Origin of the sequence: Streptomyces sp. NRRL S-920 (assembly GCF_000717945.1) — a bacterium.
Taxonomy (GTDB): domain Bacteria; phylum Actinomycetota; class Actinomycetes; order Streptomycetales; family Streptomycetaceae; genus Streptomyces; species Streptomyces alboniger.
The window spans coordinates 78486-105033 of sequence record NZ_JODF01000017.1 but is presented as its reverse complement, the minus strand read 5'-3'; the positions used below and the strand labels follow the sequence as shown (position 1 = coordinate 105033).

The following is a 26548-nucleotide window of genomic DNA, read 5'->3' as shown; positions in this document are numbered from 1 at the left end:
GACGGACGTCGACCCGCGGGAGGATCCGCGGATCGACGGACCGACACGCCCTAGGCGCTGGCCACGTACGCGCGCACGTCGGAGTCCTTGGAGAGGGTCACGACCGTGAGCCGGTCGTTCACCTGCTGGGTCTTCACGGGCGCGTACCCGTGCTTGCGGTAGAGCTGGAGGTTCTGCTCGCTGCGGTGGCCGGAGCTGAGCTGGAAGGACTTGGCGGCACCGCCCGCGCCCAACTGGCGCTCCACCGCGTCCAGGAGGCGGCCGCCCAGGCCGTGCCGCTGAAGCCTCGGGTGGACGATGAGCTTGCCGATCCGCGCCGTGCCCTCCGCGTCGACCGTGCCGCGCACGGAGGCGATCACCTCGTCGCCGAGGCGGGCCACCAGCACCGTGCCCGCGGTCAGTTCGGCCTTGATGGAGTCGAGGGACTGGGTCAGCGGCTCGATCGAGTAGTCGCCGTACAGCTCGGCCTCGCTCTGGTAACAGAGGTACTGGAGTTTGAGTATCTGTTCGGCGTCCGCTTCAGCCGCTTCCGAGATGGTCACGCTCATGCCCATGTGCGCATGCCTCCCGCTCACCTGCTCCACCGGTTGTCTAACGCTCCCTTCCCCGCGGCCCGGGAGCTGCAACCTCCGCCGCCAGCATTCTGCGCAGGCATCCCAGACATCGGGAACGTTCCGGCCCGAGGCTCCCCTGTGACATTCCCAACTCCCCTGCGATCTCCCGGTAGGTGAGGTCCTTGGGGGACAGGAGCGCGGCCATGAGGCGGGGGCAGCGGCCCGGCAGTCTGCGGACGGCGGCGTGCAGGGAGCGGCGCCGGTCGGCGGTGAGGGCGCGCTGCTCGGGGCCGCCCTCGGAGTCGTCGGCGGGCTCGGCCGCGTACGCCACCTCCCGCTGGGTGGCTCGTCGGGAGCGGCGTGCCTCGGACTGGACGGCGCCGCGCAGCCACAGGGCCGGGTCGGCGGGCGGCCCGTCGGACTCCAGGCGCTCCAACAGGCGCAGCCAGACGGCCTGTTCCAGGTCGCCGGGGTCATCACCGGAGCCGAGGTCCTCCGCCGACGCCTCGGCGGCGAGCAGCGGGCGCAGGGCGGGGATGAGGGTGAGGTCGTACGTCATGCACGGCGGGACGCGGCCGCTCCGGCGGTAGGTTTCCGGAGCGGCCGTCTCTCACCCCAATCGGGGCCGGGCGGTCAGCCGTTGACGGGCGTCGCTCAGCGGTCGGCGAAGTCCGCGGCGGCGAGCAGCGCGGTGTCCGGGTTGTCGGAGAAGATGCCGTCGATGCCGGTCTCGAAGTAGGTCTTGAAGGCGCCGAAGGCGTCTCCGTAGGCGGCCGGGTCGGTGCCCTTCCTGAAGTTCGCCGGCAGGAAGGTGTTCTCGTTGCGCATCGTGTACGGGTGCAGGATCAGCCCGGCGTCATGCGCGTCCTCCACGAGCGTGGTCGGCGTGCCGAGGCTGCCGTCGGCCTTCTTGGGGATGATCAGGTCGAGTGTGGGGCCGATGCCCTGCGCGTAGCCCGCCATCCACTCCAGGCCCTCGGGCTTGATCAGGTCGGCGACCGTGCGCGGGTCGCCCGCCTCGACGAAGTCCCAGGGGCGCGAGGCGGCGCCGGACAGGAGGACGACGCGCGGCGCGGAGACCAGCTTGGCCAGGCGCTGGATGCTGCTGGGCTCGAAGGACTGGAGGAAGTTCGGCGAGTTCTTCTTGTGCCTGCCGTACCGGCGCATGAGCTTGGCCAGCGGCTCTTCGAGGCCGAGACCGAGCTTGCGGAAGTACGTGGGGTGCTTGGTCTCGATGTGCAGCCAGATCTGCCGGCCCCGCTTGCGGCCCTGCTTCTCGGCCCACTGGAAGACCTCTTCGAGGGTGGGTACGTCCCAGCGGCCGTCGTAGAGGGTGTTGTGCTGGCGCGTGCCCGGGATGCGCTCCTTGGCGCGCAGCGTCTTCAGTTCGGCGAGCGTGAAGTCCTCGGTGAACCAGCCGGTGTACTTCGTGCCGTCCACGGTCTTGGTGGTCTTGCGGGACGCGAACTCGGGGTGCGCCGCGACGTCCGTCGTGGCGGTGATGTCGTTCTCGTGGCGGCAGACGAGGTGCCCGTCCTTGGTGGGGACGACGTCCTGCTCGATGACGTGCGCGCCCATGTCCAGGGCGAGTTGGTACGAGCCGAGCGTGTGCTCGGGCCGGTAACCGCTCGCACCCCGGTGCGCGACGACGGTCGGCTTCGGGAGGTCCTCGTACCCGCCGTGCCCGTGCCCGTGCCGCTGGTCGGCTCTCGCCACGCCGGGCACTCCCACCACGGCCGTACCCGCGCCGAGGATCGCCGCCCCCAGTACCGCTCGGCGCCCCCGGTTCGTCCCCGGCTGCTGCTGACCCGACTCCTGTGTCGCCATTGGCGCTCCTCCCGTTGTACTGCCGCCTTGCACCTGACAAAGCGGGACCGATCGTAGGTGGCCGCGAGTGACGTGTGGGAGACCCTGGACGGAACGGCGGGGTGACGCGGCATGGCGAGTGGGCGCACCATGGAGGTGACGGCCCCGGGACGACGGGGGTGGCGCCCCGGCCGGATGGCCGTCACGCAGAGAGAAGCGTGCGCGTGACAAGGACCACTACTTCGGGCCACATCCTCCCCACGGGGATACGGTCGTCGCAGGGGCGACGGCCCAGGGCACCGGCACACGGAGTCATGTCAACACTGCGTATCGAGTGCGTGAACCCGATGTGCAAACGGCAGCGGCCCGCGAGTATCGTCCTCACCTGCACTTACTCGTACATACTCGTCGTCGGATCGTTGACCCCGGAGGGCCTGTTGTCCCGTCTAGCGCTCATCAAGGCAGTGCTCGGACCGATCTTGCGCCTGATGTTCCGTCCACGGGTAGAAGGCGCCGAGAACATCCCGGGAACCGGGCCCGTCATTCTGGCCGGGAATCACCTGACGTTCATCGACTCGATGATCCTGCCGCTGGTGGCCAACCGTCCGGTGTTCTTCATCGGCAAGGACGAGTACGTCACCGGTAAGGGTCTCAAGGGGCGCCTGATGGCGTGGTTCTTCACGGGCGTCGGCATGATCCCGGTGGACCGCGACGGCGGGCGCGGCGGTGTCGCCGCGCTGATGACCGGGCGGCGCGTTCTCGACGACGGCAAGGTCTTCGGCATCTACCCCGAGGGCACGCGCTCGCCCGACGGGCGTCTGTACCGGGGGCGTACGGGCATCGCCCGCCTCACCCTGATGACCGGTGCGCCGGTCGTGCCCTTCGCGATGATCGGCACGGACAAGCTCCAGCCCGGCGGCAAGGGCCTGCCGCGACCCGGCAAGGTGACCGTCCGCTTCGGCGAGGCGATGGAGTTCTCCCGCTACGACGGCATGGACCGCGACCGCTATGTGCTGCGGGCGGTGACGGACTCCGTGATGACGGAGGTCATGCGGTTGTCCGGGCAGGAGTACGTGGACATGTACGCCACTAAGGCCAAAGCGGCCTAGCCGCGCCCCCGAGGGGCGCGGGGAACTGCGCGATCAGCCACGGATGACCCGCGGCTGGTCGCGCACAGTTGTCCCCGCACGCCCTCAGTGCTCGACCCCGTCCTCCAGTTTCTGGCCCTTCAGGAGGAACCACGCCACCGCAGCCGTGGCGAGGAGGACCGCCGCGCCGACGCCCGCCGCGAGGCGCAGGCCGTCCACGAAGGCTGTTTGGGCCGAGGCAAGCAACGCGTCCGCCTGGGCGCTCGGCAGGGCGTCGACCGACTCCACCGCGCCGCCCAGTGATTCGTGCGCGGCCGATGCCACGTCCGGTGGAGTGCCCGCGGGGGCGGTGAAGTCGCGGTAGACGCCGGTGACGATGGAGCCGAGCAGGGCGATGCCGAGCGCCGCGCCCAGTTCGTATGCCGTTTCGGAGACGGCGGAGGCCGCGCCCGCCTGTTCCTTGGGGACGCTGGAGAGGATGACGTCGGCGGTCACCGTGAACGAGAAGCCCGCTCCGATGCCGACGACCAGGAGCGAGGCGCCGAGCAGCGGATAGCCGGTGTGCTGGCTCAGGCCGGTGAGCGCGGCGAGCGAGAGGCCGACCGCCGCGAGCCCGCCGGCGACCACCACCCGTACCGAGAAGCGCCGCGCGACCACGCCCGCGATCAGGCCCGCCCCCACCGCGCCGACGGCGGCGGGCAGTTCGGCGAGGCCCGCCTCGAACGGCCGTCTGCCCTGTACCAGTTGCAGGAACTGGGAGAGGAAGAAGACCAGGCCGGACAGGCCGAGCACGGTCAGCAGGTCGGCGAGGACCGCCCCGGAGAAGCCGCGGTTGCGGAAGAGCCGCATGTCCAGGAGCGGCGCGGGGAGCGTGAGCTGGCGGCGTACGAACCAGGTGAGCGCGCCCGCACCGACCACCGCGGCCAGCACGGCGTCCCAGCGCAGTCCGTGCGCGGCCGCCTCCTTGATGGCGTATACGACGGCGATCATGCCGATGAGCGAGAGCACGACGCTGACCAGGTCCCAGGGGCCCGGTGCGGGGTTCTTCGACTCGGGCAGGAGCTTGATGCCGACGAGGACGAGGACGGCCATCACCGGCAGGTTGATGAGGAAGACCGAACCCCACCAGAAGTGTTCCAGGAGGAAGCCGCCGACGACGGGCCCGACGGCCGCGCCCGCGGACGCCATGGCGCCCCAGATGCCGACCGCGAGGCTGCGCTCGCGCGGGTCGTGGAAGATGTTCCGGATCAGTGCCAGGGTGGACGGCATGAGCGTAGCGCCCGCGACGCCGAGCAGCGCGCGGGCCAGGATCATCAGCTCCGGGCTCGTGGCGTAGGAGTTGAGGACCGAGACCGCGCCGAAGGCGACGGCGCCGGTGAGCAGCAGCTTCTTGCGGCCGATGCGGTCGCCGAGGCTGCCCATGGAGACGAGCAGACCGGCGATCACGAAGGAGTAGACGTCGCCGATCCAGAGCAGCTGGGTGCCGGAGGGTTTGAGGTCCTCGCTGATGTACGGGGTCGCCAGGCCGAGCACGGTCGCGTCGACGGCGACCAGGAGCACGGCGAGGACGAGCACGGCGAGCGCGAGCCAGCGGCCGGGGCCGCGTTCCACGTCCGCCTCGGCGGTCCGCTGAGGGGTGCTGGTCATGAGTCCACTCTCCGCCGCGCGCCGCCGATCAGCAGCTCGGCGATCATGTACGAGAAGTCCTTGGCGGCCACCCGGCCGTCCAGTACGGCCCAGGCGCAGGAGCCGATGAGGCCGTAGAGCGCCTCCGTGAGCCAGACGGGTGTCAGGTCGATGCGGAACTCCCCGCTCTCCTGGCCGCGCCGGAAGAGCGCGGCGAGGCGGGAGTCGATGCGGGCCCAGCCCTCGTTCTGCGCCTCCCCCTCGAAGAGCTGGTTCTCGGTGTAGAGGAACGCGAGGAGGCCCGCGTGCGGTTCGATCTCCTTCACCAGGCGCCGCAGGGCGTCCTGGGCGCTGCCCGCGTCGAGTTCCGCCCGGTCCAGGGCGGCCTCGCACTCCTGGAGTCCCAGGTCCTCCAGGGCGCGTACGAGGGCGTCGCGGCCCGCGAAGTGGCGGTGCAGGGTGGCCCTGCTGATGCCCGCCGCGCGGGCGACCTCGTCCATGGTGGAGGTCGATTTGTGGGTGAGCAGGGCCGCGGCGCTGCGCAGGACCTGGTCGCGATCGACTGACATGAGACAAGCCTAGCCCTATTGAGACGCCGTTGTCTCACGGGGGTGCCGCGAAGCCGCTCCGCGCCAAGATCATTCCCTGCGCGCCGCCGCTCAGTGCCAGGGCAGCTCCCCGCGCCGCCCCCAGTACTCCCGCGGCTCCTCCACGAGCGCGGCGAGGCGTTCGCGGTGGCCCGCGTCCAGGTCGACGGCGGTCGCGTGCAGGTTGGAGACGAGCTGGACCGAGGTGGCCGCCCCGGACAGGACGACGCCCGCCCACGGCTCGCACAGCGGCGCCGCGAGCGCCACCGCGTCGCAGCCGAGCCCCGTCTCCTCGGCGATCTCGCGCAGCGCGGCGGGCGCGTGCGGGGCGGCGAGGCGGCCATTGGCCATGCCCTCCTTGACGAGCACGGTCAGGCCCGCGTCGTGCGCCTCGGCGAGCGCGGGCCCCGCGGAGGTCTCCAGGAGGTTGTACGTCGCCTGCACGGTGCGGAAGAGCGGCTCCCCGTCGAAGGTGACCTCAAGGGCGGCGCGGATCGCGGCCGCCTGTTCGGGGCCGCTCACGGAGAGCCCGACGGTGACGCCCTCCGCGGCGAGGCCGGCGAGGCGGGCGTGCAGTTCCTTGTCGGTGAGCGCCGGGCTCTCGGGGGTGACGGAGTGGATCTGGTAGAGGTCGAGCCGGTCGCCGAGCACTTCGGCGGTCTCGGCGCGCTGCCGGTCGTAGGCGGCGACGCTGTGGTCCTTGACCTCGTGCGGGCCCTCGGCGTCCGTCCGCCAGTCCGCCGTGTACGTGTAGCCCCACTTGCTGCCGACGACGACGTCACGGACATCGGGCCTGGCGTGCAGCCAGGCGGCCAGGAACTCCTCGGAGCGGCCGTAGGAGCGCGCCACGTCGAGGTAGCGGACGCCGGAGGCGTACGCGGCGTCGAGCAGTTCGAACGTGCGCTCGCGCAGCGCTTCGACGCTGCGGGACGGCGGCAGGTCCGCCTCGCGGCCCAGGGTGATGTAGCCGGGCCTGCCGACGGCGGCGAGACCGAGCCCCAGGTGCGCGGTCGGGGTGGTGGCTGCGGCAAGACGGGCGAAGGGCATCGCGGGCTCCTCGTCGTAGGGGATCTCCCCGCCAACGTAACCCGCGACGCCCCTGCGTCACCCGCGCGCGTCCGCCCACTCCTGCTGGACCGTCAGATCCGCCTTGACCTCGGCGAGCTGGACGGCGACGGCCGAGGGGGCGGTGCCGCCACGGCCGCTGCGCGAGGCCAGGGCGCCCGGCACGTTCAGGACCGTGCGGACCTCGGGGGTGAGGTGCTCGGAGATCTTGGCGAACTGCTCGTCGGTGAGGCCGTCCAGCTCCTTGCCCTCGGCCTCGGCGACCTTCACGCACTCACCCGCGACCTCGTGCGCGACACGGAACGGCACGCCCTGCTTGACCAGCCACTCGGCGATGTCGGTGGCGAGCGAGAAGCCGGCCGGGGCCAGCTCCTCCAGGCGCTCGCGGTGGACGGTGAGCGTCGCCATCATGCCGGTGAAGGCGGGCAGCAGGACCTCCAGCTGGTCGCAGGAGTCGAAGACCGGCTCCTTGTCCTCCTGGAGGTCGCGGTTGTACGCGAGCGGCAGCGCCTTGAGGGTGGCCAGCAGGCCCGTCAGATTGCCGATCAGGCGGCCCGACTTGCCGCGCGCCAGCTCGGCGATGTCCGGGTTCTTCTTCTGCGGCATGATCGACGAGCCGGTCGAGAAGGCGTCGTGGAGGGTCACGAAGGAGAACTCCTTCGTGTTCCAGATGATGACCTCCTCGGCGATCCGGGAGAGGTTCACACCGATCATCGCGGTGATGAAGGCGAACTCCGCGACGAAGTCCCGGGAGGCCGTGCCGTCGATGGAGTTGCCCACACTGCCGCGCTCGAAGCCGAGGTCCTTCGCGACCGCCTCCGGATCGAGGCCGAGCGACGAACCGGCCAGCGCGCCCGAGCCGTACGGGGAGACGGCCGTCCGCTCGTCCCACTGCCGCAGCCGCTCCGCGTCCCGGGACAGGGACTGGACGTGCGCGAGGACGTGGTGGGCGAAGAGGACCGGCTGGGCGTGCTGAAGGTGCGTACGCCCCGGCATCGCGACGTCCGGGTGCGCCTCGGCGAGGCCGACGAGCGCGCCCTGGAGGTCGGCGAGGAGGCCGCCGATGATCCGCGCGTGGTCGCGCAGGTACATCCGGAAGAGCGTCGCCACCTGGTCGTTGCGCGAACGGCCGGCCCGCAGCTTGCCGCCGAGGTCGGGCCCGAGCCGCTCCAGGAGGCCCCGCTCCAGGGCGGTGTGGACGTCCTCGTCGGCGATCGTGCCGACGAACGAGCCGTCCGCGACGTCGGCTTCGAGCTGGTCGAGCCCGGCCAGCATGCGGGTCAGCTCGTCCTCGGTGAGCAGCCCCGCCGTGTGGAGCACGCGCGCGTGGGCGCGGGAACCGGCGATGTCGTACGGGGCGAGACGCCAGTCGAAGTGGACCGACGCGGACAACTTGGCCAGGGCCTCGGCGGGCCCGTCGGCGAACCGTCCGCCCCAGAGCCGGACGTCACCGCCGTTGTTGCTGCTCACTGCACGTGCTCCTCAGGGCTGTCGCTTGCCGGGTTCGCTGCTGTGCGCCATACGCTATGCACTATGCGCTGTGCATGAGTATGCAGAGTTATGCATGATTCGTCAATCGGCCGCCGGGGCGGGGCGAGGGATTTCCTCGCACGGAGCATCGACGGCCTTTCCGGGCTGCCGCTTCCGTCGCCGCCCACTAGCGTCCGAGCCATGCGCCCACGAGCCGCCGCCCTGGTCTGTGCCGTCCTGTTCGCCGCCGCCGGAGCGCTCGGGGCGGCGCCCGCGCCGGGCCTCCCGCTTCCGGAACGGATGGCCGACACGGGCGGCGGCAGCCAGCTCATCACCGCCGTGGCACCGGACATCGGCGCCGCCACCGGCACGCTCACCTGGTGGGACCGGCGCGGCGGCCGCTGGGTGGAGGCCGGGTCCGCCCCCGCCCGGTTCGGCGCGCGGGGGCTGGTGGAGGGCGGCTCGCGCCGACAGGGGACGAGGACGACACCGACGGGCCTGTACGGGCTTCCGTACGCGTTCGGGATCGCCCCGAGGCCCAGCGGGGCCGACTACCCGTACCGCCGCGTGACGAAGGAGTCCTGGTGGTGCCAGGACAACGCGTCGCGTTCCTACAACCGCTGGTCCGAGCCGCGTGCCGCCGACTGCCGCGCCGCCGAGTCCGAGCACCTCATCACCTACGACCCGCAGTACCGACACGCCCTCGTCATCGACTACAACTACCGCCGTCCCGTGCGCGGGCGGGGTGCGGGGATCTTCCTGCACGTCCACGGGAGCGGGGCGACCGCGGGCTGCGTCTCCGTTTCCGCGAGGGCGATGCGGCAGATCCTGCGGTGGGCGAGGCCGGGCCTGCGGCCGCATATCGCGATCGGCACGGAGTCGGGCCCGACGGCCCTGACCCGCTACTGAGCCGCCCCCCGGCACGGTCGGTGTAGCGACCACATACCGAGACGGGGTTGCACGCGCGCGTGGGCGGGGCGTTGCATCGCGCCGTGCACCCCGAACAGACGATCCCCGCACCCACCGGCGGCAAAAGCGGCGGCGACAAGGCCGCCCGCCGCGCTGTCACCGTCTTCCCCGTCCTGGTCCTGGCCGCGGGCGCTCTCGGCCTCGCCGCACCCGGCGTCTTCGAGGGCTGGGGCACCGGCGTGCCGTACCTGCTGGGCGTGGTGATGTTCTGCATGGGGCTGACGATGACCCCGCTGGACTTCCAGGGCGTGGTCAGGCGGCCCTGGGCGGTCGCGCTGGGCCTGGTCGCCCATTACCTGATCATGCCGGGGCTCGGCTGGCTGATCGCCCACGCGCTGCACCTCTCGCCCCAACTGGCGGCCGGTGTGATCCTGGTGGGCTGCGCGCCGAGCGGCACCGCATCGAACGTGGTGACGTATCTGGCGCGCGGCGACGTGGCACTGTCCGTGTCCGTGGCCACCGTCTCGACGGTCCTAGCGCCGCTGGTCACACCGCCACTGACGCTGCTGCTCGCGGGCGAGTACCTGCCGGTGGACGCGGGCTCGATGGTCACGGACATCCTCAAGACCGTGCTGCTGCCGGTCCTCGCCGGGCTTGTGGTGCGGCTGCTCTTCGGGCGGTACGTCGACCGGGTGCTCGGGGCGCTGCCGTGGCTGTCCGCGCTGACCATCGCCGCCATCGTGGCGATCGTCGTCGCGGGCAGTGCCGCGGCCATCAAGTCGGCCGCGGCGCTGGTGTTCCTCGCGGTGTTCCTGCACAACGGCCTGGGCCTCGCGCTCGGCTACGGCGCGGGCAAACTGGCCCGCCTAGGACAACCGGCCTCGCGGGCGATGGCTTTCGAGGTCGGCATGCAGAACTCAGGCCTGGCAGCCTCCCTGGCCACGGCCCACTTCAGCCCCCTCGCGGCACTGCCCTCGGCGGTGTTCTCGGTCTGGCACAACGTGTCGGGCGCGCTGGTAGCGGCCTGGATGGCGCGCCCCGCAAAGTCCCCGGACGGGCAGCGGCAATCAAACCGGTCCGACGCTTAAGGACAACCCAGACACAGCCGACGACAGAGCACCACACCCTCTAGCCCGTCCGGCGCTTGAGGACAAGCCCGGCGCAGCCGGCGACAGAACACCCCCGAGCACCACGACTTCAAGCCCGTCCGGCGCTTGAGGACAAGCCCGGCGCAGCCGGCGACGGGGCACGCCCAAGGCTCCGGAGCCAGATCACTCGTTGGAGGCCAACCGCAGCAAGTGGTCCGCCAGCGCCTGACCCCCCGCCGGCTCCCTGCTGATCAGCATCAGCGTGTCGTCGCCCGCGATCGTCCCGAGGACGTCGTGCAGTTCGGCCTGGTCGATGGCCGAGGCGAGGAATTGGGCCGCGCCCGGCGGCGTACGGAGCACGACGAGGTTGGCCGAGGCCTCCGCGGAGATCAGCAGCTCCGCGGAGAGGCGCCGCATCCGCTCCTCCTTGGCCGACTCCCCGAGCGGCGCGCGCGGGGTGCGGAAACCGCCCTCGCTCGGCACGGCGTAGATGAGGTCGCCCTCGGCGTTGCGGATCTTGACCGCGTTCAGCTCGTCCAGGTCGCGGGAGAGCGTCGCCTGTGTGACGGTCAGACCGTCGTCGGCGAGCAGCTTCGCCAGCTGGCTCTGGGAGCGCACCGGCTGCCGGTTGAGGATGTCCACGATCCGGCGGTGGCGTGCGGTGCGGGTCTGCGGCACGGCGGGACCCGCGTGGTCGCCGTGCTCGTTGCCTTGCGCCTGGCTCATCGTCGTCTCATTCTCCGGATCGTCCGTCCCCGTCGTCGGCTTCAAGAGCCTTGTCCAGGATGCCGGACAGCGCCCGGAGGAACGCGTCCACCTCGTCGCCGCGCACGTTCAGCGGTGGCATCAGCCGTACGACATCGGGGGCGGGCGCGTTCACCAGGAAGCCGGCGTCCTGAGCCGCCTGCTGCGCCCGCGGCGCGAGCGGCTCGGTGAGCACGATACCCAGCAGCAGGCCCGAGCCCCTGACATGCCCTACGAGCGGGTGTCCGAGTGACTCGATTCCGTCGCGCAGCCTGTCGCCCGCCCGCTTGGTGTTCTCGAGCAGGCCCTCGGCGGCGATGGTGTCGACGACCGCGAGCCCGGCGGCGCACGCGACGGGGTTGCCGCCGAACGTCGTGCCGTGGTGACCGGGTTTGAACAGCTCCGCCGCCGCGCCGAAGGCCACGGTCGCGCCGAGCGGCAGGCCGCCGCCGAGACCCTTCGCGAGTGTGACGACATCGGGCCCCACGCCGTCGTGCGCCAGGTGCTCGAACCAGTGTCCGGTCCGGCCGATTCCGGTCTGCACCTCGTCGAGGACGAGGAGGGTCCCCGTGGCCCGGGTGATCTCCCTGGCGGCCCGCAGATAGCCGGCGGGCGGCATGACGACGCCGTTCTCGCCCTGGATCGGCTCGATGATCACGAAGGCGGTCTCGGTGGTGACGGCGGCGCGCAGAGCCTCCACATCGCCGTACGGGACGTGCGTGACGTCACCGGGCAGCGGCAGGAACGGTTCCTGCTTGCCGGGCTGGCCGGTGAGGGCGAGCGCCCCCATGGTCCGGCCGTGGAAGCCGCCGTCGGTGGCGACCATGTGCGGCCGGCCGGTCAGCCGGCCGATCTTGAAGGCGCCTTCGTTGGCCTCGGCACCGGAGTTGCAGAAGAACACACGGCCTTCACGCCCGAAGAGCTGGAGCAGCCGTTCGGCGAGCGCCACGGGGGGCTCGGCGACGAAGAGGTTCGAGACGTGGCCGAGCGAGGCGATCTGGGTGCTCACGGCCTCGACGACCGCCGGGTGCGCGTGGCCGAGCGCGTTGACCGCGATGCCGCCGACGAAGTCGACGTACTCCCTGCCGTCGGCATCCCACAGCTTGGTGCCCGCGCCGCGCACGAGGGGCAGCCGCGGCGTGCCGTAGTTGTCCATGAGCGCGCCCTGCCAGCGCGTGGTCAGCTCCTGGTTGCTCATGACTCCCCCTCGGTGCCGGTGCCGGTGCCGGTGCCGGTGCTGTGGGCGTCGGGCACGACCATCGTGCCGATGCCTTCATCGGTGAAGATCTCCAGCAGGATCGAGTGCTGGACCCGCCCGTCGATGACCCGGGCGGTCTCGACGCCGTTGCGTACGGCGTGCAGACAGCCCTCCATCTTAGGGACCATGCCGCTGGCCAGCTCAGGCAGCAGCTTCTCCAGCTCCTTCGCGGTGAGCCTGCTGATGACCTCGTCGGAGTTCGGCCAGTCCTCGTACAGGCCCTCGACGTCGGTCAGGACCATCAGGGTCTCGGCACCAAGCGCCGCAGCGAGTGCCGCAGCCGCCGTATCAGCATTGACGTTGTAGACATGCCCCTTGTCGCTTTCGTCCTGGGAACGGGCGATCGAGGAGACGACCGGGATGCGGCCGTCGGCGAGCAGCGCCTCGATGGCGCCCGTGTCGATCTTGGTGATCTCACCGACCCGGCCGATGTCGACCAGTTCGCCGTCGATGCGGGGCTGGTGCTTGGTGGCGGTGATGGTGTGCGCGTCCTCACCGGTGAGGCCGACGGCGAGCGGGCCGTGCCGGTTGAGCAGCCCGACCAGTTCGCGCTGCACCTGTCCGGCGAGCACCATGCGTACGACGTCCATGGCGTCCTCGGTGGTGACGCGCAGGCCCGCCTTGAACTCGCTGACGATGCCGTGCCGGTCGAGGGCCTTGCTGATCTGCGGGCCGCCGCCGTGTACGACGACGGGCCTGAGGCCCGCGTGGTGGAGGAAGACGACGTCCTGGGCGAAGGCGGCCTTCAGGTCGTCGTCGACCATGGCGTTGCCGCCGAACTTGATGACGACGGTCTTGCCGCGGTGCCTGGTCAGCCAGGGCAGCGCCTCGATGAGGATCTGGGCCTTGGGCAGCGCGGTGTGCTTGCGCGCGGTGGGCTGGCTCATGAGCTGTACGCGCTGTTCTCGTGGACGTAGTCGGCGGTGAGGTCGTTGGTCCAGATGGTGGCGCTCTCGCCGCCCGCGGCCAGGTCGGCGGTGACGACGATCTCCCGGTAGCGCATGTCGACGAGGTCGCGGTCCTCGCCCACCGAGCCGTTCTTGCAGACCCAGACGCCGTTGATGGCGACGTTGAGCCGGTCCGGGTCGAAGGCGGCGGACGTGGTGCCGATCGCGGAGAGCACCCGGCCCCAGTTGGGGTCCTCGCCGTGCAGGGCGCACTTGAGGAGGTTGTTGCGGGCGATGGACCGGCCGACCTCGACGGCGTCGGCCTCGCTCGCCGCGTTCACGACCTCGACCTTGATGTCCTTGCTTGCGCCCTCGGCGTCGCGGATGAGCTGGCGGCCCAGGTCGTCGCAGACCTCGCGGACGGCCTCGGCGAACTCGGCGTACTCGGGGGTGACTTCGGCCGCGCCGGAGGCGAGCAGCAGCACGGTGTCGTTGGTGGACATGCAGCCGTCGGAGTCGACCCGGTCGAAGGTGAGCCGGGTGGCGTCCCGCAGCGCCCTGTCCAGGACGTCGGCCTCGACGTCGGCGTCGGTGGTGAGCACGACCAGCATCGTGGCCAGGCCGGGGGCGAGCATGCCGGCGCCCTTGGCCATGCCGCCGACGGTCCAGCCTCCCCCGGACTCCCTGGTCACGACGGACGTCTTGTGGACGCTGTCGGTGGTCTTGATGGCGATGGCGGCCTTCTCGCCGCCGTGCGCGGAGAGTTCACCGGCGGCCTTCTCGACGCCCGGCAGGAGCTTGTCCATCGGCAGCGGCACGCCGATGAGCCCGGTCGACGCGACGGCGACCTCGCCCGCGTTGAGGGACAGGACGTCGGCCACCTTCTCGGCGGTGGCGTGCGTGTCCTGGAAGCCCTTGGGGCCCGTACAGGCGTTGGCGCCACCGGAGTTGAGGACGACGGCGGAGACGAGGCCGCCCTTGAGTACCTGCTCCGACCAGAGGACGGGGGCGGCCTTGACGCGGTTGGAGGTGAACACGCCCGCGGCGGCGAGTCGGGGCCCGGTGTTGACCACGAGGGCCAGGTCCGGGTTGCCGTTCTCCTTGATCCCGGCGGCGATGCCCGCCGCCGTGAATCCCTTGGCTGCCGTCACACTCACGGCGCGACTCCGATCGTAGTAAGCCCGGTGGCCTCGTCGAGGCCGAGGGCGATGTTCATGCTCTGGAGGGCACCACCGGCGGTGCCCTTGGTGAGGTTGTCGATGGCGCTGATCACGATCACGCGGTCAGCGGTGCCGTCGTACGCGACCTGGATCTGCACGGCGTTCGAGCCGTACACGGCGCTGGTCGCGGGCCACTGCCCCGCGGGGAGCAGATGGACGAACGGCTCGTCGGCGAAGGCCTTCTCGTAGGCCGCCCGCACGGACTCGGCGGTCACACCCGGCTTCGCCCTCGCGCTGGAGGTGGCGAGGATGCCGCGCGGCATCGGGGCGAGTGTCGGTGTGAAGGAGACGGTGACGGGGGTACCGGCGGCGGCGCTCAGATTCTGGATCATCTCGGGCGTGTGCCGGTGCGCGCCCCCCACTCCGTAGGGAGACATGCTGCCCATGACCTCGGAGCCGAGGAGGTGCGGCTTGGCGGCCTTGCCCGCGCCGGAGGTGCCGGACGCGGCGACGATCACCGCCTCGGCCTCGACGAGGTCCGCCGCGTACGCGGGGAAGAGCGCGAGCGAGACGGCGGTCGGGTAGCAGCCGGGGACGGCGATGCGCTTGGCCCCCGCCAACGCTGCGCGCCCGCCCGGCAGTTCGGGAAGGCCGTAGGGCCAGGTGCCGGCGTGCGGGCTGCCGTAGAACTTCTCCCAGTCCCCCGCGTCCTTCAGCCGGAAGTCGGCGCCCATGTCGACGACGAGGACGCCCTGGCCGAGCTGCTCGGCGACGGCGGCGGACTGCCCGTGGGGCAGCGCGAGGAACACGACGTCGTGCCCCGCGAGGACCTCCGCGGTGGTCGGCTCCAGGACCCGCTCGGCGAGCGGAAGCAGATGCGGCTGGAGCGCGCCCAGGCGCTGCCCCGCGTTCGTGTTCCCGGTCAGGGCGCCGATCTCCACCTCGGGGTGGGCGAGCAGCAGGCGCAGCAATTCGCCGCCCGCATACCCGCTCGCCCCTGCCACTGCTGCGCGTACCGCCATGGAACCCTCCTCTTGGATGGCATGACTATACGCAGAGCTGCACTTTTATGCAAAGGTGCTCGGTAGTCGTACGGCCTCTCCGCCGCGAGGACGAGGCGGATGCGCCCACGGGTCGACGCCCCGGCCACGCCACCTCGGCCAGCCTGGGTCGCATGCCGAGAACACCTGCGTTACCGAACGTGCCGCGCTGGGCCCGACTCGCCGCGACGGGGGCCGCGCTGACCAATGTGCCCTCGGGGCTGTGGCGCGTCGCCATCGCCGTCGGCCTCCCCGTGGGGCTGGCACAGTCCGAGTACGACCTGATGCACGCCCCGGGCTGGGGGTCGTTCTATCTCGTGGGCCTCAGCCTGGTCTCCGAGATGTTGGGGTTCCTCGCCCTTGGACTCGTGCGGAGCTGGGGCGAGATCTGGCCGCGCTGGATCCCGTATCTCCGTGGCCGCCGGGTGCCCGTCATGGTGGCCACCACCCTGGCGGGCCTCGGCGCGCTGGCCACGACGGTCTTCGGGGCACTGTTCGTCTACACGTCCCTCAACGCGGCGGACATGGCGGCCAGCGCCTGGGGCACCTGGCTGCTCAACATCGTCTACGCTCCCCTGCTCCTCTGGGGCCCGCTGCTGGGCGCGGTGACGGTGCACTACTACCGGCGCCGGACCCACCTGGCCGGGGGATGATGGCCCCTGTGCATGAGGACGAGAACAGGCGCGAGGGCCCGCGGTACGCCCTGGCCGGGACCGGCGACGACCATGTCTGGGGCGTCTGCGCCGAAGTGGAGGGACTCTTCGGGGAACCCGACCGCGAGACGTACGAACTGTCCGGCTGGGTTCCGGAGGCGTCCGGCGTACCCGCGTGGGTGGGCAGCCGGGTGTGGCTGGTGCCGGAGGACGACGCGCTCGACCCCTGGCTGCTGGAGGACGTGCAGAGTTCGAGTCAACTCCCCGGATCCGACGGCCTGTTGCTCACCGGCCTGGACGACTACGAGGGGCCGCCCGAGCAGTACAGGGGTCGCGTGCGCGTGCACGACGGGCACCGCTGGTTGGGCTCCTGCCGCGAGTTCACCCACGTCCTGTCCTGCGAGCAGGCGCCGCCCTCGCTCGTCCTGCGGGGGCTCGCGCCGAGCGACCGGCTGAGGGCGGCGCTGGTGAAGGGCACCCGGCGGGCACTGGATCTGGATGAGGCCGCTCTCAAGATCCGCGACGCGCAGGGTGAGCCGCTCACCGACCGGCTGCTGCGGGCCACCGTCAGCGGCTGGCGCCCCTCCTCCCAGGGGGCGGACCTGATCGACCTGGAACTCGACGGCGGCCGCCTGTTCACACCCGTTCCCGAGTACGCCCGGCCGGTCTGGGAGCGGTGGTTCGCCGGGCCACCGGACGCCGTCAACGCCTGGGCCGGCCTCGACACCCGCCGCCGCGGGGCCTGGCACGACCTCGTCCGGGAGCGGGGCTGCCGGCGAACCCGCCACGACCGACCGGCCGGGCACACCTACGAACTCGACGGGCGGCACATCACCGACGAACCCGCCCTCTATCTGGCACTCGGCGAGGCGGTCAACGGCCCGGGGGGCTACTTCGGCGGCTGCCTCGCCGCCCTGCACGAATGCCTGGGCGGCACCTTCGGCTACACCGCCCCCGCCACCCTGCTGTGGCGCGACGCCGCGACCGCCCACGCGCACCTGTCCCACGCCCTGACACCGGACGGCCGGCCCTACGACCTGTTCGCCGCGGTCCTCGACCTCCTGCCCGAGCGCGGCATGACCGTCACCCTGGCCTGAGCAGCCACGATCCCCCGGCCGCGGCACCCCCGCCGCCGATAATTCGCGTGCCCCGCGGCTTTGCGCGCGCTACCTTCGGCCGTATGAACGTCACCGGCCGAAGCCGTACCGCGACCGCGCGAGCGACCAGCTCGCCGGTTGCCGCCGCCTGACGTACCTCCTCATCCCACCGGCGACCGGAAACGGCCCGCCGGTGGATCCGTGGTCTCCCGTCCCGGTTCCGGTGTTCCGCGGGCCGTCGCCCGGCGCCTCCCCCGCTGCGACGCCAAGGAGCCACTCCCATGAAGACCGTTCCCCTCAAGACCGTTCCCTGGAGCACCGAGCGTGTCGTCCGTACGTTCGTCGAGTACTACGAGGACCGCGGGCACCGCCGGATCACCGGCTCGACGCTGCTGCCACCGTCCGGTGACCCGGTGCTCTTCACCACCTCGGGCATGCATCCGCTCATCCCCTACCTGGAGGGGCGCCCGCACCCCCTGGGCCGACGACTCGTCAACGTACAGCGCTGTCTGCGCACGACGGACCTGGAGGAGGTCGGCGACCCCACCCATCTGACCGTCTTCGAGATGCTCGGCACCTGGTCGCTCGGCGACTACGGGGGTCCGCAGAGCCTCGACTGGGGGTACGGGCTGCTCACCGAGGGGTTCGGTGTCGATCCGGGGCTGCTGCACGCCACGGCCTTCGGCGGTGACGACAGGACCGGGCCCGACACCGCCTCCGTGGAGCTGTGGCAGGAACGCGGGGTCCCCGTGGAGCTGACCATCGAGGACAACTGGTGGCCCAGCGGACCGACCGGCCCGTGCGGCCCCGACTCGGAGATCTTCGTGTGGACGGGCGAGGGCCCGCCGCAGTCGACGCCCACGCGCGACGACCGCTGGGTGGAGGTGTGGAACCACGTGATGATGCGCCACCGCCGGCTCGCCGACGGTTCACTCGTGCCGCTGACCCAGCGCAATGTCGACACCGGTCTCGGCCTGGAACGGCTGGCCTCGCTGCTCCAGGGCCGCACCTCGGTGTTCGAGTGCGACGTCTTCGAGCCCTGGCGGCAGCTCGTCCCGGGGCGGTGGCCGCTGGACGAGCCGTCACTGCGGCTGGTCTGCGATCATCTCCGCTCGGCCGTGGTGGTCATCGGCGACGGAGTGCGTCCGGCCGCCGGAGGGCGCGGCTATGTGCTGCGCCGCCTGGTGCGGCGGGTGCTCACCGTGCTCTGGCGTGACGATCCCTCGCGCGGGCTCGGGGATCTCCCCGACGAGCTGATCCGGCACACCCTGGACCGCTTCCGGCAGGACACCGATCCGGGCGAGGTGCGCCGGGTGCTGCTCGACGAGGAGCGCCGGTTCCGGCGACTTCTGGAGCGCGGCCGGCAGGTGCTGGCCCGGCCCCGCTTCCACGGCCCGCTGGACGAGGAGGACTTCCGCTATCTGCACGACACCCACGGCCTGCCGCGGGACCTCGTGCTGAGCCTGCGGTCGACGGACTGAGGGCGTCCACCAGGGGGGTCCGTCAGGGGCGCGGTCAGGAGTGGGCGCCGGTCAGGAGCGGGCGTTGTCGTCGGCGCGGGCCGCCCGCTTCTGGGCGTCCTCCGCCTGCTTCTCCTTGATACGCACCGCTTCCTTGCGGACCTCGGCCTGCGTGGCGCGCTCCTGGCGCAGCCAGCCGGGCATCTCGTCCTTCAGCGCGTCGATCTGCTCCGTGGTGAGCGGCTCGGTGACCCCGCCGCGGGCGAGGCCCGCGATGGAGACGCCGAGCTTGGCGGCGACGACGGGGCGGGGGTGCGGGCCGTTGCGGCGCAGTTCCTGGAGCCACTCGGGCGGGTCGGTCTGGAGCGCGTTCAGCTCAGCGCGTGTGACGAGACCCTCCTGGAACTCGGCGGGGGTGGCCTCGAGGTACACACCCAGCTTCTTCGCCGCGGTCGCGGGCTTCATGGTCTGGGTGGTCTGGTGCGACGTCATGGTGTCCAGGGTATCGAGCATGTGCGCTACTTCCGACCACGACCGGTAGCCTGGCGAGGTGACAGGCTCGGAAGTAACCCCTTCGTTCCGGCTCGCCTACGTCCCGGGGGTGACGCCCACCAAGTGGGTGCGTATCTGGAACGAGCGGCTGCCCGACGTCCCGCTGACCCTTCTCCAGGTCTCCCCCGCCGAGGCAGCCGACGTGCTGCGGGCCGGTGGCGCCGACGCCGGATTCGTACGGCTGCCGGTCGACCGTACGGACCTCAGCGCGATCCCCCTCTACGCCGAGACGACGGTCGTGGTGATCCCCAAGGACCACGTCGTGGCGGCGGTCGACGAGGTGTCGCCCGAGGATCTCGCCGACGAGGTCGTGTTCCACCCGCTCGACGAGACGCTGGAGTGGGAGCGGCGGCCCGGGGTGCCGGCCGCCGAGCGCCCCGAGACGACGGCCGACGCCGTCGAGCTGGTCGCCGCGGGCGTGGGGGTCCTCGTCGTCCCGCAGTCCCTGGCCCGCCTGCACCACCGCAAGGACCTCACCTACCGCACGGTCACCGGCGCCCCCGAGTCGCGCGTGGCCCTGGCCTGGCCGGAGGCCGAGACCACGGATCTGGTCGAGGACTTCATCGGCATCGTCCGCGGCCGTACGGTCAACAGCTCGCGGGGGCGCGCGCAGACCCCGGCGAAGGACAGGGCCCCGGCCAAGGACAAGGCCCCGGCCAAGGCGGCCGCCCAGCCGAAGCGGAAGCCCGCGGCCGACAAGGGGCGCCGCGGGGCCCCCGTCCGGCAGTCGAAGAGCGCCAAGCCGGCCAAGCGCGGGAAGCCCCGGCGCCGGTCGTAACCCGGCAGCGGATCCCTCGGGACCCTACGGAAGAGGGGCCTCCCGCCGGTGTGGCGGGAGGCCCCTTCTTCATGGGCGCCGGAGCGTCAGCTCAGGATCGCGAGCGCCTGGTTGAGCGTCGCGGACGGGCGCATGACCGCGGAGGCCTTGGCCACGTCCGGCTGGTAGTAGCCGCCGATGTCGGCCGGGGAGCCCTGCACCGCGATCAGCTCGTCGACGATGGTCTGCTCCTGCTCGGCCAGCGTCTTGGCCAGGGCCGAGAACGCCTCGGCGAGCTGCGTGTCCTCGGTCTGCTTGGCCAGCTCCTGCGCCCAGTACAGGGCGAGGTAGAAGTGGCTGCCACGGTTGTCGATGCCACCGAGGCGGCGGCTCGGCGACTTGTCGTTCTCCAGGAACGTGGCGGTGGCGCGGTCCAGGGTGTCGGCGAGGATCTGCGCGCGGGCGTTGCCCGTGGTGGTGGCGAGGTGCTCGAAGCTCACCGCGAGGGCCAGGAACTCGCCCAGGCTGTCCCAGCGCAGGTAGTTTTCCTTGACCAGCTGCTGGACGTGCTTCGGGGCGGAGCCGCCGGCGCCCGTCTCGAAGAGGCCGCCGCCGTTCATCAGCGGGACGACCGACAGCATCTTGGCGCTGGTGCCCAGCTCCAGGATCGGGAACAGGTCGGTGAGGTAGTCGCGCAGCACGTTGCCGGTGACGGAGATGGTGTCCTCGCCGCGGCGGATGCGCTCCAGGGAGAACGCGGTGGCCTCGACCGGCGACATGATCCGGATGTCCAGGCCGTCGGTGTCGTGGTCGGCGAGGTACCGCTCGACCTTGCCGATGAGCACGGCGTCGTGGGCGCGGGTGTCGTCCAGCCAGAACACGGCCGGGCTGCCGGTCGCGCGGGCGCGGGTGACGGCGAGCTTGACCCAGTCCTGGATCGGCAGGTCCTTGGTCTGGCACATGCGGAAGATGTCACCGGCGGCGACGGTCTGCTCCAGGACGACGTTGCCGGCGGCGTCGACGACGCGCACGGTGCCGGTGGCCGGGACCTCGAACGTCTTGTCGTGGCTGCCGTACTCCTCGGCCTTCTGCGCCATCAGGCCGACGTTCGGGACCGAGCCCATCGTGGCCGGGTCGAAGGCGCCGTTGGCGCGGCAGTCGTCGATGACGACCTGGTAGATGCCCGCGTAGCTGCTGTCCGGGAGGACGGCCAGGGTGTCGTGCTCCTCGCCGTCCGGGCCCCACATGTGGCCGGAGGTGCGGATCATGGCGGGCATGGAGGCGTCGACGATGACGTCGCTCGGGACGTGCAGGTTGGAGATGCCCTTGTCGGAGTCGACCATGGCCAGCTCCGGGCCCTCGGCCAGCTCGGCCTCGAAGGACGCCTTGATCTTCTCGCCCTCGGGGAGCGAGTCCAGGCCCTTGAAGATGCCGCCCAGACCGTCGTTCGGGGTCAGGCCGGCGGCGGCGAGGGTCTCGCCGTGCGCGGCGAAGGTCTTCGGGAAGAAGGCGCGGACCACGTGGCCGAAGACGATCGGGTCGGAGACCTTCATCATCGTGGCCTTGAGGTGCACGGAGAAGAGGACGCCCTCGGCCTTGGCGCGGGCGACCTGCTCCTTGAGGAACTCGCGCAGCGCGGCGACACGCATGACGGAGGCGTCGACGACCTCGTCCGCGAGGACCGGTACGGACTCGCGCAGGACGGTGGTGGAGCCGTCGTCACCGAGCAGCTCGATGCGCAGCGAACCGGCCTCGGTGATCACCGCGGACTTCTCGGTGGAGCGGAAGTCGTTCTCGCCCATGGTGGCGACGTTCGTCTTCGAGTCGGCCGTCCAGGCGCCCATGCGGTGCGGGTGCGCCTTGGCGTAGTTCTTGACCGACGCGGGGGCGCGGCGGTCGGAGTTGCCCTCGCGCAGGACCGGGTTGACGGCGCTGCCCTTGACCTTGTCGTAGCGGGCGCGGATGTCGCGCTCCTCGTCGGTCTTCGGGTCGTCCGGGTAGTCGGGGAGCGCGTAGCCCTGGCCCTGCAACTCGGCGATCGCGGCCTTCAGCTGCGGGATCGAGGCCGAGATGTTGGGCAGCTTGATGATGTTCGCCCCGGGCGTCTTGGCGAGTTCGCCCAGCTCGGCGAGGGCGTCGTTGATGCGCTGGCCCTCCTCGAGACGCTCGGGGAAGCTCGCGATGATCCGCCCCGCGAGCGAGATGTCACGGGTCTCCACGCCGACACCGGCCGTCGATGCGTAGGCCTGGACCACCGGCAAGAACGAATGGGTCGCCAGGGCCGGGGCCTCGTCAGTGTGGGTGTAGATGATGGTCGAGTCAGTCACCGGGTGCTCCGCTCCGCGTCTGCAACATTGCTCGACATCAAGATATCTCCTACCTCCCCCCTGCCGGACAGGGCCCCAAGGACCCCAATCTGGGTAGACACTGTCTACGAGATGGAGTAGACAGTGTCTACGAAGGCTGCGAAGGCTAGGGAGGTGGTACGGGTGATGAAGGAACACGACGGACACGATGAGCACGCTGAGGGTGATGCCGGGCTGCGGGCCCGGCTCGTGAGGACGGGCGTCGAGCTGGTCGAGGCCGAGGGCGTGCAGGCGCTGACCCTGCGGGAGATCGCCCGCCGGGCGGGGGTCTCGCACGGGGCGCCCCGGCGGTACTTCCCCACGCATGTCGCCCTGCTGTCGGCGATCGCGCGACGGGGCTTCGCGGAGCTGGCGGCCGAGGTCGAGAAGGCCGCGGTGGAGGGCGGCGCGCGTACGCGGTTGAAGGCGCTGAGCCGTGCCTACCTCGGTTACGCGGCGGCCCACCGCGGCATGTTCGAGCTGATGTTCCGCCACGACCTCCTGGAGAGCGGCGCGCTGGGCCTGCGGGAGACCAGCCTGCCGCTCTTCGACACGCTGGTCGGCCTGGTCGCCGAGGCCCGCCCGGCGTCCGGCGCGGGGGCGCGGGTCGTCGCGGGCGCGCTCTGGGCGAACCTGCACGGCATCGCCCAGCTGTGGGAGTGGGGCAGCCTGGGGCTCGCGACCGGGGCGGCGGATGTGGAGGCGCTGATCGAGGCCGCGCTGGAGGCGCACCTCGGACCGGAGGCCTCGTGAAACCCGGCATCGGAGACCCCGTGAATCCCGGCACCGGACTGCAACGGAACCTCACGCTCGTATGCAGCGTCCTCGGCGCCATGATCGTCGCCCTGGACGGCACGGTACTGACCATCGTGCAGCCCGCTCTCCAGCGTGATCTGGGCGCCTCCTTCGCGCAGGTGCAGTGGACCAGTACCGGCTACCTGATCGCGGTGGCGAGCCTGCTGGTCTTCGCGGGGCGGCTCGGCGACCGGTACGGGCACCGGCGGCTCTTCGCCGTCGGGACGCTCGGCTTCGCGCTCGCCTCGGCGGGCATCGGTCTCGCGTCCGGCGTCGGCTGGGTGATCGGGCTGCGCGTCGCCCAGGGTGTCTTCGGCGCGCTGTTGCAGCCCGCGACGCTCGGCATGCTGCGGGCCGCGTTCCCACCGGACAGGCTCGGGATGCCGATCGCCGTGCGGACCAGTGCGATCGGCCTCGCGGCGGCGGTGGGGCCGGTGCTCGGCGGGGCGCTCGCGACGCATCTCGGGTGGCGCTCGGTGTTCTTCCTGAGCGTCGTGCCCGCGCTCGTGATCGGCGTACTCGCGCTGGTGGTCCGCGTGCCCGCGCCGCCCCGGGAGGGGCCCGCGCCCGGCCTCGATCTGCCCGGCGCCGGGCTGCTCGCGGTGGCGCTCGCCTGCCTGGTGCACACGCTGGTCGGCGTCGCGGAGACCGGCTGGACGGCGGCCACCGCGCTCGGCTGCTGCGCCGCGGCGCTCACCGCGGCCGCGTTCGTCCGGCACGAGCGCCGTGCCGCGAGTCCGCTGGTGCCGCCCCGCCTGGTCGCCTCGCCCGCGGTGGGCCCCGCGCTCGGCGTGCTGGTGGCGGCGTCCGCGGCGATGTTCGGGGCGCTGTTCGTGGCGACGTACTTCCTGCAAGAGGTCCTGGAACTCGATCCGCTGCGGAGCGCGCTGAGGGCGCTGCCGCTCGCGCTGATGATGGTGGTGTGCGCGCCGTACGGGGCGGTGCTGCTGCGGCGGCACGGGCCGCGGCGGACCATCACGGCCGCGATGGTGGTGCTCACCCTCGGCGTCCTCACCCTGTCCCGTCTGGACCAGGCGTCCGGGCCGGTGCTGGTCAGTGGCGGGTTCCTGCTGGTCGGCGCGGGCTTCGGCACGGTGATGGTCGCCGCGACCGCGGTCGTCGTACGGCATGCCGCGGTGGCGGACGCCGGGGTGGCGGGCGGTCTCCAGCAGACCGCGATGAACGTGGGCCCCACCCTGGGCATCGCCCTGGCGACCACGCTGATGACGACCTTCGCGGGGCGCGGCGGGGGCCCTCACGGGAACGCTCGGTGGACGGACACCGCGTTCCTCACGGCGATGGGCCCGACGCTGTCGGCCCTGTCGGCGGTGGCGGCACTCGGCGCGGTAACGGCGACGAGACTGCCGCGGCGGGCCCGGGGAACGGACGCCCAGGGCCCCCTGACCGCCCAGGCACCGCGCCCGACGGCGGACTCCGCGTCACGCGGATAGGGCCTGGCACAAACTCGGGCACCGCGTCCGACGGGCCCACCGGGCTCAACTCCCCCGGGGATGACCCCCGTACGCACGCCGCCGTTCTCCCAAGACCGTCCGCCTCTTGACCTGGAGTCCGCTCCAGCTCCTAGGGTCAGGACCGACCACGGAGCACCAGCCAGGAGGTACCACCATGACCAGCCTTCCCACCCGCCGGCTCGGCGCACTGACGGTCTCGGCGCAGGGGCTCGGATGCATGGGGATGAGCCATGTTTACGGCACGTCGGACGACGCCCAGTCGATCGCGACGATCCACCGCGCCCTCGATCTCGGCGTCACCCTGCTCGACACCTCCGACTTCTACGGCAACGGCCACAACGAGGAGCTGATCGGCCGCGCGCTCGCCGGGCCGCGGCGCGAACAGGCCGTGGTCGCCACGAAGTTCGGCTTCGCCAACCGCGTCGGCGAGCCGCCGCACATCCGGGGCGACGCCGCGTACGTGCGCGAGGCCTGCGACGCCTCGCTGCGGCGGCTCGGGGTCGACCACATCGACCTGTACTACGTGCACCGGGTGGACAAGGCCGTGCCGATCGAGGAGACCGTCGGCGCGCTCGCCGAGCTGGTCGAGGCGGGCAAGGTGCGCCACCTCGGGCTCTCCGAGGCCAGCGCGCGCACGATCCGGCGGGCGCACGCCGTGCATCCGATCGCCGCGTTGCAGAGCGAGTGGTCGCTGTGGACCAGGGACCTGGAGGAGGAGATCGCGCCCGTCTGCCGCGAACTCGGCATCGGTCTCGTGCCGTTCTCACCGCTCGGGCGCGGCTTCCTCACCGGCCGCTACACCTCGTTCGACGCTCTCCCCGAGGACGATCTGCGGCGCACCCAGCCCCGCTTCGCCGACGGCAACATGGAGCGGAACCTGTCGATCGTGGACACCCTGAACTCGCTCGCCGCCGAGAAGGGCGTCACCGCCGGGCAGCTCGCTCTCGCCTGGGTGCAGCACCGCGGCGACGACGTCGTACCGATCCCGGGCACGCGCCGCGAGAAGTACTTGGAGGAGAACGTCGCCGCCGTCACCATCGAGCTGTCCGCCGAGGACCTCAAGGCCATCGACGCGGCGGCGCCCGCGGGCGGGGTCGCGGGCACGCGGTACGACGAGCGCAGCATGTCGGTCGTCGACAGCTGAGCCGCGGGCCCCTCCGCGTAACCTGCCGGTATGCGTTTTCTGCCCGTCCCGGACGTCCTGGACCATCTCGTGGGTGAGTGGCGCGTGACCCGCACGGTCCGCGACCTCGCCGACGGGTCCGAGGGCGGCTTCGCCGGTACGACGCTCTTCTCGCCGCTGCCCGCCCCGGACGAGGGCGGGCTCCTCCACCGGGAGTCGGGCGTCTTCACCTGGCGCGGCACCGGGCGCCCCGCCGAGCGCACCCTGCGCTTCCTGCCCGGCGAGCCGCCGGGCACGGCCCGCGTGGAGTTCGCCGACGGGCGCTTCTTCCACGGCCTCGACCTGCGCTCCGGCCGCCACACCGCCGACCATCCGTGCGCCGCGGACCGCTACGACGGCGAGTTCGAGGTGTACGACGCGGACCGCTGGCGCACCCGGTGGCGGGTGGGCGGCCCGGCCAAGGACCTGCTGCTCGTCACGGACTACGTGCGCGTACGCGTCGGCGCGGGAGGCCGCCGGGTCACTGGCTGCCCAGCACCATCCACCTCTCCGGAACCTCCAGGGACGTGAACCCCACCTTCTCGTAGACCCCGTGCGCGTCGGCCGTGGCGAGGAGCACGCGACGCAGACCGAACGGCTCCAGGTGCGCGCGGACCGCCTCGACGAGCGCGGTGCCGAGCCCGGTGCCGCGCGCGGCGGGACTGACGTACACGTCGCAGAGCCAGGCGAACGTGGCCCGGTCGGTGACCACCCGGGCGTACGCGACCTGCTCCCCCGAACTCCCTTCGTACGCGCCGAAGTTCAGCGACCCCGCGATCGCCGCGTCCTGCTTGGCGCGGCTGCGGCCGAGGGCCCAGTAGGCGTCCGTGGACAGCCACCGGTGGACGCGGTCCGCGTCGATGCGGGCGGGGTCGGCGGATATCTCGTACTCCCCGTGGAGCGTGACACTGTCGTTCATGGTCCGACCCTCGCAGCAGCCGCCGCGCGGCGTCGAGCGGATTCCGCCTGCTGG

Annotated in this window: 26 protein-coding genes; 11 read left to right on the top strand and 15 right to left on the bottom strand. The window is 71.8% G+C overall.

Features of this window, described 5'->3' with window-relative positions; all coding sequences use genetic code 11:
* Positions 1 to 50: 50 nt before the first annotated feature.
* From IG54_RS0115295 to IG54_RS0115285, 3 genes are all read right to left on the bottom strand, one after another.
* A complete protein-coding gene (locus IG54_RS0115295) occupies positions 51 to 554 on the bottom strand; it encodes a GNAT family N-acetyltransferase (RefSeq protein WP_030783139.1) in 504 nt (167 codons plus the stop codon).
* Positions 555 to 591: 37 nt separating this feature from the next.
* The gene (locus IG54_RS0115290; RefSeq protein ID WP_030783130.1) at positions 592 to 1113 is read right to left on the bottom strand and encodes an RNA polymerase sigma factor; all 522 of its coding nucleotides are present in this window, start codon (positions 1111 to 1113) and stop codon (positions 592 to 594) included.
* A gap of 95 nt (positions 1114 to 1208) precedes the next feature.
* Positions 1209 to 2381 (bottom strand): glycerophosphodiester phosphodiesterase, encoded by a 1173-nt coding sequence (locus IG54_RS0115285; RefSeq protein ID WP_030783129.1) that lies wholly within the window; start codon positions 2379 to 2381, stop codon positions 1209 to 1211.
* A gap of 326 nt (positions 2382 to 2707) precedes the next feature.
* Here IG54_RS0115285 and IG54_RS0115280 point away from each other — a divergent pair, with 326 nt between their 5' ends.
* Positions 2708 to 3469: a lysophospholipid acyltransferase family protein gene (locus tag IG54_RS0115280; RefSeq protein WP_030783128.1), complete on the top strand. Its 762-nt coding sequence runs from the start codon at positions 2708 to 2710 to the stop codon at positions 3467 to 3469.
* An 84-nt stretch (positions 3470 to 3553) separates the two neighbouring features.
* On the opposite strand, the gene IG54_RS0115275 is transcribed toward IG54_RS0115280, so the two are convergent.
* The 4 genes from IG54_RS0115275 to argH all read right to left on the bottom strand — a co-directional run bounded on the left by IG54_RS0115275 (position 3554) and on the right by argH (position 8196).
* A complete protein-coding gene (locus IG54_RS0115275) occupies positions 3554 to 5095 on the bottom strand; it encodes an MFS transporter (protein ID WP_030783127.1) in 1542 nt (513 codons plus the stop codon).
* Positions 5092 to 5643 (bottom strand): TetR/AcrR family transcriptional regulator, encoded by a 552-nt coding sequence (locus tag IG54_RS0115270; RefSeq protein WP_030783124.1) that lies wholly within the window; start codon positions 5641 to 5643, stop codon positions 5092 to 5094. The genes IG54_RS0115275 and IG54_RS0115270 overlap by 4 nt, the downstream gene beginning before the upstream one ends.
* 90 nt (positions 5644 to 5733) lie before the next feature.
* Positions 5734 to 6708: an aldo/keto reductase gene (locus tag IG54_RS0115265; protein ID WP_030783122.1), complete on the bottom strand. Its 975-nt coding sequence runs from the start codon at positions 6706 to 6708 to the stop codon at positions 5734 to 5736.
* A 57-nt stretch (positions 6709 to 6765) separates the two neighbouring features.
* A complete protein-coding gene (argH, locus tag IG54_RS0115260) occupies positions 6766 to 8196 on the bottom strand; it encodes an argininosuccinate lyase (protein WP_030783120.1) in 1431 nt (476 codons plus the stop codon).
* A 201-nt stretch (positions 8197 to 8397) separates the two neighbouring features.
* Here argH and IG54_RS0115255 point away from each other — a divergent pair, with 201 nt between their 5' ends.
* Complete coding sequence (locus IG54_RS0115255; RefSeq protein ID WP_030783118.1) at positions 8398 to 9105, top strand: L,D-transpeptidase family protein; 708 nt, start codon at positions 8398 to 8400, stop codon at positions 9103 to 9105.
* An 83-nt stretch (positions 9106 to 9188) separates the two neighbouring features.
* Positions 9189 to 10193: a bile acid:sodium symporter family protein gene (locus IG54_RS0115250; protein ID WP_051819527.1), complete on the top strand. Its 1005-nt coding sequence runs from the start codon at positions 9189 to 9191 to the stop codon at positions 10191 to 10193.
* 183 nt (positions 10194 to 10376) lie between these two features.
* Here the strand turns inward: IG54_RS0115250 and IG54_RS0115245 are convergent, their stop codons facing one another.
* From IG54_RS0115245 to argC, 5 genes are read right to left on the bottom strand one after another with little or no spacing between them, the layout of a single operon-like run.
* A complete protein-coding gene (locus tag IG54_RS0115245; RefSeq protein ID WP_030783109.1) occupies positions 10377 to 10919 on the bottom strand; it encodes an arginine repressor in 543 nt (180 codons plus the stop codon).
* Positions 10920 to 10926: 7 nt separating this feature from the next.
* On the bottom strand, positions 10927 to 12135 hold the full coding sequence (locus tag IG54_RS0115240) for an acetylornithine transaminase (RefSeq protein ID WP_030783105.1): 1209 nt from the start codon (positions 12133 to 12135) through the stop codon (positions 10927 to 10929).
* Positions 12132 to 13082: an acetylglutamate kinase gene (gene argB / locus IG54_RS0115235; protein WP_051819522.1), complete on the bottom strand. Its 951-nt coding sequence runs from the start codon at positions 13080 to 13082 to the stop codon at positions 12132 to 12134. Before argB ends, IG54_RS0115240 begins: the two co-directional genes overlap by 4 nt.
* A complete protein-coding gene (gene argJ, locus IG54_RS0115230; protein ID WP_030783099.1) occupies positions 13079 to 14239 on the bottom strand; it encodes a bifunctional glutamate N-acetyltransferase/amino-acid acetyltransferase ArgJ in 1161 nt (386 codons plus the stop codon). Before argJ ends, argB begins: the two co-directional genes overlap by 4 nt.
* Entirely contained in the window at positions 14236 to 15264 is a 1029-nt protein-coding gene (gene argC, locus IG54_RS0115225; protein ID WP_030783096.1) for an N-acetyl-gamma-glutamyl-phosphate reductase, read from the bottom strand. Before argC ends, argJ begins: the two co-directional genes overlap by 4 nt.
* Before the next feature lie 152 nt (positions 15265 to 15416).
* Here argC and IG54_RS0115220 point away from each other — a divergent pair, with 152 nt between their 5' ends.
* From IG54_RS0115220 to IG54_RS0115210, 3 genes are all read left to right on the top strand, one after another.
* Positions 15417 to 15935: a hypothetical protein gene (locus tag IG54_RS0115220; RefSeq protein ID WP_037897132.1), complete on the top strand. Its 519-nt coding sequence runs from the start codon at positions 15417 to 15419 to the stop codon at positions 15933 to 15935.
* Positions 15932 to 17032, top strand: a complete 1101-nt coding sequence (locus IG54_RS0115215) for a barstar family protein (protein WP_030783090.1) — start codon at positions 15932 to 15934, stop codon at positions 17030 to 17032. Before IG54_RS0115220 ends, IG54_RS0115215 begins: the two co-directional genes overlap by 4 nt.
* 281 nt (positions 17033 to 17313) lie before the next feature.
* Positions 17314 to 18513 carry an alanine--tRNA ligase-related protein gene (locus IG54_RS0115210; protein ID WP_030783087.1) on the top strand — a complete coding sequence of 400 codons (1200 nt, stop codon included), beginning with the start codon at positions 17314 to 17316 and terminating at the stop codon, positions 18511 to 18513.
* Between the two features lie 51 nt (positions 18514 to 18564).
* On the opposite strand, the gene IG54_RS0115205 is transcribed toward IG54_RS0115210, so the two are convergent.
* Positions 18565 to 18984: a DUF5997 family protein gene (locus tag IG54_RS0115205; RefSeq protein ID WP_030783084.1), complete on the bottom strand. Its 420-nt coding sequence runs from the start codon at positions 18982 to 18984 to the stop codon at positions 18565 to 18567.
* A gap of 58 nt (positions 18985 to 19042) precedes the next feature.
* On the opposite strand from IG54_RS0115205, the gene IG54_RS0115200 reads away from it, so the two are divergent.
* Positions 19043 to 19822: a LysR substrate-binding domain-containing protein gene (locus IG54_RS0115200; protein ID WP_078594123.1), complete on the top strand. Its 780-nt coding sequence runs from the start codon at positions 19043 to 19045 to the stop codon at positions 19820 to 19822.
* 86 nt (positions 19823 to 19908) lie between these two features.
* Here the strand turns inward: IG54_RS0115200 and IG54_RS0115195 are convergent, their stop codons facing one another.
* Positions 19909 to 22128: an NADP-dependent isocitrate dehydrogenase gene (locus IG54_RS0115195; RefSeq protein ID WP_030783079.1), complete on the bottom strand. Its 2220-nt coding sequence runs from the start codon at positions 22126 to 22128 to the stop codon at positions 19909 to 19911.
* Positions 22129 to 22293: 165 nt separating this feature from the next.
* On the opposite strand from IG54_RS0115195, the gene IG54_RS0115190 reads away from it, so the two are divergent.
* From IG54_RS0115190 to IG54_RS0115175, 4 genes are all read left to right on the top strand, one after another.
* The gene (locus tag IG54_RS0115190; RefSeq protein WP_030783076.1) at positions 22294 to 22899 is read left to right on the top strand and encodes a TetR/AcrR family transcriptional regulator; all 606 of its coding nucleotides are present in this window, start codon (positions 22294 to 22296) and stop codon (positions 22897 to 22899) included.
* 80 nt (positions 22900 to 22979) lie between these two features.
* Complete coding sequence (locus IG54_RS0115185; protein ID WP_051819526.1) at positions 22980 to 24392, top strand: MFS transporter; 1413 nt, start codon at positions 22980 to 22982, stop codon at positions 24390 to 24392.
* Between the two features lie 175 nt (positions 24393 to 24567).
* Positions 24568 to 25557, top strand: a complete 990-nt coding sequence (locus IG54_RS0115180) for an aldo/keto reductase (protein ID WP_030783069.1) — start codon at positions 24568 to 24570, stop codon at positions 25555 to 25557.
* A gap of 30 nt (positions 25558 to 25587) precedes the next feature.
* Positions 25588 to 26106 carry a DUF6314 family protein gene (locus IG54_RS0115175; RefSeq protein WP_234336175.1) on the top strand — a complete coding sequence of 173 codons (519 nt, stop codon included), beginning with the start codon at positions 25588 to 25590 and terminating at the stop codon, positions 26104 to 26106.
* On the opposite strand, the gene IG54_RS0115170 is transcribed toward IG54_RS0115175, so the two are convergent.
* Entirely contained in the window at positions 26057 to 26494 is a 438-nt protein-coding gene (locus tag IG54_RS0115170) for a GNAT family N-acetyltransferase (protein ID WP_030783062.1), read from the bottom strand. The genes IG54_RS0115175 and IG54_RS0115170 overlap by 50 nt on opposite strands.
* Positions 26495 to 26548 lie beyond the last annotated feature (54 nt).

Excerpts from the sequence above, each read along its gene's own strand:
- IG54_RS0115185 (WP_051819526.1), top strand. The coding sequence starts at position 22,980 with ATGATCGTCGCCCTGGACGGCACGGTACTGACCATCGTGCAGCCCGCT.
- IG54_RS0115215 (WP_030783090.1), top strand. The coding sequence starts at position 15,932 with ATGATGGCCCCTGTGCATGAGGACGAGAACAGGCGCGAGGGCCCGCGG.
- IG54_RS0115170 (WP_030783062.1), bottom strand. The coding sequence starts at position 26,494 with ATGAACGACAGTGTCACGCTCCACGGGGAGTACGAGATATCCGCCGAC.
- IG54_RS0115265 (WP_030783122.1), bottom strand. The coding sequence starts at position 6,708 with ATGCCCTTCGCCCGTCTTGCCGCAGCCACCACCCCGACCGCGCACCTG.
- IG54_RS0115285 (WP_030783129.1), bottom strand. The coding sequence starts at position 2,381 with ATGGCGACACAGGAGTCGGGTCAGCAGCAGCCGGGGACGAACCGGGGG.
- IG54_RS0115275 (WP_030783127.1), bottom strand. The coding sequence starts at position 5,095 with ATGACCAGCACCCCTCAGCGGACCGCCGAGGCGGACGTGGAACGCGGC.
- IG54_RS0115295 (WP_030783139.1), bottom strand. The coding sequence starts at position 554 with ATGGGCATGAGCGTGACCATCTCGGAAGCGGCTGAAGCGGACGCCGAA.
- IG54_RS0115290 (WP_030783130.1), bottom strand. The coding sequence starts at position 1,113 with ATGACGTACGACCTCACCCTCATCCCCGCCCTGCGCCCGCTGCTCGCC.
- IG54_RS0115240 (WP_030783105.1), bottom strand. The coding sequence starts at position 12,135 with ATGAGCAACCAGGAGCTGACCACGCGCTGGCAGGGCGCGCTCATGGAC.
- IG54_RS0115205 (WP_030783084.1), bottom strand. The coding sequence starts at position 18,984 with ATGACGTCGCACCAGACCACCCAGACCATGAAGCCCGCGACCGCGGCG.
- IG54_RS0115180 (WP_030783069.1), top strand. The coding sequence starts at position 24,568 with ATGACCAGCCTTCCCACCCGCCGGCTCGGCGCACTGACGGTCTCGGCG.
- IG54_RS0115245 (WP_030783109.1), bottom strand. The coding sequence starts at position 10,919 with ATGAGCCAGGCGCAAGGCAACGAGCACGGCGACCACGCGGGTCCCGCC.
- argC (WP_030783096.1), bottom strand. The coding sequence starts at position 15,264 with ATGGCGGTACGCGCAGCAGTGGCAGGGGCGAGCGGGTATGCGGGCGGC.
- argB (WP_051819522.1), bottom strand. The coding sequence starts at position 13,082 with ATGAGCCAGCCCACCGCGCGCAAGCACACCGCGCTGCCCAAGGCCCAG.
- IG54_RS0115270 (WP_030783124.1), bottom strand. The coding sequence starts at position 5,643 with ATGTCAGTCGATCGCGACCAGGTCCTGCGCAGCGCCGCGGCCCTGCTC.
- IG54_RS0115190 (WP_030783076.1), top strand. The coding sequence starts at position 22,294 with ATGAAGGAACACGACGGACACGATGAGCACGCTGAGGGTGATGCCGGG.
- IG54_RS0115175 (WP_234336175.1), top strand. The coding sequence starts at position 25,588 with ATGCGTTTTCTGCCCGTCCCGGACGTCCTGGACCATCTCGTGGGTGAG.
- IG54_RS0115255 (WP_030783118.1), top strand. The coding sequence starts at position 8,398 with ATGCGCCCACGAGCCGCCGCCCTGGTCTGTGCCGTCCTGTTCGCCGCC.
- IG54_RS0115220 (WP_037897132.1), top strand. The coding sequence starts at position 15,417 with ATGCCGAGAACACCTGCGTTACCGAACGTGCCGCGCTGGGCCCGACTC.
- IG54_RS0115210 (WP_030783087.1), top strand. The coding sequence starts at position 17,314 with ATGAAGACCGTTCCCCTCAAGACCGTTCCCTGGAGCACCGAGCGTGTC.
- IG54_RS0115280 (WP_030783128.1), top strand. The coding sequence starts at position 2,708 with ATGTGCAAACGGCAGCGGCCCGCGAGTATCGTCCTCACCTGCACTTAC.